Annotated in this window: 4 protein-coding genes; 3 read left to right on the top strand and 1 reads right to left on the bottom strand. The window is 33.5% G+C overall.

The annotated features are described in order from the left end of the window. Positions 1-64: 64 nt before the first annotated feature. Entirely contained in the window at positions 65-565 is a 501-nt protein-coding gene (locus BHECKSOX2_RS08385; protein ID WP_139683208.1) for a transposase, read from the bottom strand. A gap of 253 nt (positions 566-818) precedes the next feature. On the opposite strand from BHECKSOX2_RS08385, the gene BHECKSOX2_RS10630 reads away from it, so the two are divergent. The 3 genes from BHECKSOX2_RS10630 to BHECKSOX2_RS08370 form a co-directional block, all read left to right on the top strand. Next, on the top strand, positions 819-992 hold the full coding sequence (locus BHECKSOX2_RS10630; RefSeq protein WP_425356619.1) for an integrase core domain-containing protein: 174 nt from the start codon (positions 819-821) through the stop codon (positions 990-992). A gap of 284 nt (positions 993-1,276) precedes the next feature. Beyond that, complete coding sequence (locus BHECKSOX2_RS08375; RefSeq protein WP_139683206.1) at positions 1,277-1,987, top strand: hypothetical protein; 711 nt, start codon at positions 1,277-1,279, stop codon at positions 1,985-1,987. Further along, a partial coding sequence (locus BHECKSOX2_RS08370; RefSeq protein ID WP_180323724.1) for an NAD(P)-binding domain-containing protein occupies positions 1,987-2,662 on the top strand: 676 nt, incomplete at its 3' end. The genes BHECKSOX2_RS08375 and BHECKSOX2_RS08370, both read left to right, overlap by 1 nt.

Below are 2,662 nucleotides of genomic sequence, written 5' to 3'. Positions count from 1 at the left end.
TTTTTTAGCTTTTTGCAAGCAAAAACTCAAACCCTTAAAATGACGATTGTAAGTGGCTTGAGAATTATTGATTCAAATGCTCAAACTGGAATAACGTGGTGGAACTGGACACTTTAGCTTCAATGACGGTGGCATCAATAATGTTGATTGAACCTAGAGAAACAATAATACTGTTTTGTTCTAAATGATGATTGATTTGTTCTAGTAGTGCTTCTAGCAAATTTTCAGTATTGAGTAATTGTCTAAAACGCCAAATGGTGGAATGGTCTGGCACTGCTTCGCTTAAACTTAAATCAATGAAGCGTCTGAACATTAAATCTCTAGCAATTTGTTTTTCTAAGGCTTCATCGCTAAGCGCATACCAAGCCTGAAGAATTAGGATTTTAAACATCATTATGGGTGGATAGGCGCTTGCACCTGTTTTGGAGGTATAAAGATTTGATAGTGTTTGTTCTATCTCGCCCCAGTTAATGATGTTATGCACATCGTCTAGTTCTGATAGAGATTTATGTTCAATAACAAGAGAATCTGCAAATGAATTTTGTTGGATATTTTTCCAAGACATTTTGGGTGTTTTATGGTTGTTTTAGATGGGTGTTATTTTATCAGGTTGGTGGTTTTTTGGTTGGGTTATGCAAAGGTCTCTAACGATTTAAAAGCCTTAACAAATCACTCTATCTGGTTGGTGATTGCAACCATGAAGGATTCAGTATTGATGTGGATTTATCTATGCCAGCAAGACGGGTTATTTAATCGTTAGCGTGTTTAGTTGCGTGGCATTGAAATTAAATATATCCAACCAGACAAACCAACTCAAAATGCCTATTATTGAGAGATTTAATCAAACAGCAAGGCAGGAGCGCTTGAATCTGCATTTATTCAATTCAGCCCAACAAGTAAAATACATAACCATACAACGGTTATGTGTTTATAATAATAAACGACCACATTTTGTCTTAGGCGGAATACCATCAAAGGTAAATGTGGCGTGATAAGATGACTCTAAGTAAGTTAAGAGTCGTACGGAAAATGGAGGTACTCACAGTACCTTAAGAGACCTTTGCATAAATAGGAACAATCATCAGAAACTCACTTTTCACCCACTTGGCGATTTTTTCAGCGACACTCGGCAGCCCTCTAGGGGGGTAAATCCAGCATTAGCCCTGCTAGGACAAGGTTTAAAGAAATCACCAAATGGGCAAAAATTAGATTTTACCAATCACCCTTATTTATGCAAAGGTCTCATTAAATAATTAACAATATTAGGACGGTTAAAATGAAAAGAGTATTTAGCGCAATTAATAAACATAAAAAAAACACCTTGTGTCACAAATTATTCAAGGATATTCATACAATTAATCAGGCAGATGTTATTGAAAAAATGCATATATGGGCGCCTTTGTTTGTTCATCTTTCAATGACATTTAGAGATATAAATCAGATGTTTTATTTCTCTAAAGATCCAAAAAACAATATGCAAAAAGCAATTAATGCACATGCTGAAATAGATAGTACGCATTGGGATATGTTAAAGGGTGATTTAAAAACTTTAGGGCTTTATAACAATGTTAAGAATTATGGTGATGCTATGAATATGATTTGGCTAGATAGCGGTGCACCTATTAGAAATTATATGTACCATGCTATTGCTAGAGCTCAAATGTGTGGAGATAATGTTTTTTTAAAAATAGCTGCATTGGAGTCTGGAGAGGCCACAGTAAAAATATTTTTTAACACAACTAAATATGTTGCTGAGTTGTATGAAAAAGAAACCGGAGAAAAATTACACTACTTTGGTGATCAACACATTGATAGTGAGGTAGATAATGCCATTGATTTATCAATTTTTGAACAAGAAGAACTTGATGATGAAACTTGGAGTAAGTCCTTGCATATAATTGACGCCCATTTTGATGAATTTCAAAAATTTTTAGATTATAAATACTCAATTACATTCCCAGAAAAAGTTAATCTTAAGGAGGGTTGATGCAAAATAAAATCAAAATGTGCATTATTGGAGCAGGACCTTCTGGGCTTTGCACTGCAAAAGAAATTCAAGAAAACAATCCGAATATTGATATAAAAATTTTTGAAAAATCTAGCGATATTGGCGGTGTATTTGCAAACTGTTATCAAGATTTAACCTTGGTCAACAATCCTTTTTTAGTTAGTTTTAGTGATTTTCCTCCAGAAATAAATTGCAATAACTTAAAAATGTGGCGGGCAACAGAATATGTTAATTATTTAAATAATTACGCAAAGAAAAATAATATATTAAAGTTAATACATTTTAACAATACTGTTAAAAAAATAAGCAATATAAATGGTCAATGGAATATTGACTTTGAACATAATGGAAAAGTAAAAACAAATACTTTTGACTATTTGACTATTTGTACTGGCACTAATCAAAAGTCCAAAGAAATCCCCCTAAAAAACAAACAAAATTTCTCTGGCGAAATTATACGCAGTTCAGACCTCAAAGATGTATCTAGCTTAAAAGATAAGGCGGTTGTTTTCATAGGGTTGGGAGAAACAGCATCTGATCTAATTTATTTATCTCGCAATGTGGTAAAAAGCAGTTATGTCTCAATCCGTAGATGGCCAGGATACTTTATTCCAAGATACCATGACAACAAACCGACAGATTTGGATACATCTA

It is taken from the genome of thiotrophic endosymbiont of Bathymodiolus puteoserpentis (Logatchev) (genome assembly GCF_900127505.1).
Taxonomy (GTDB): Bacteria; Pseudomonadota; Gammaproteobacteria; order PS1; family Pseudothioglobaceae; genus Thiodubiliella.
The sequence above is the reverse complement of the archived record's forward strand: the minus strand, read 5'-3'. Positions and strand labels throughout refer to the sequence as shown.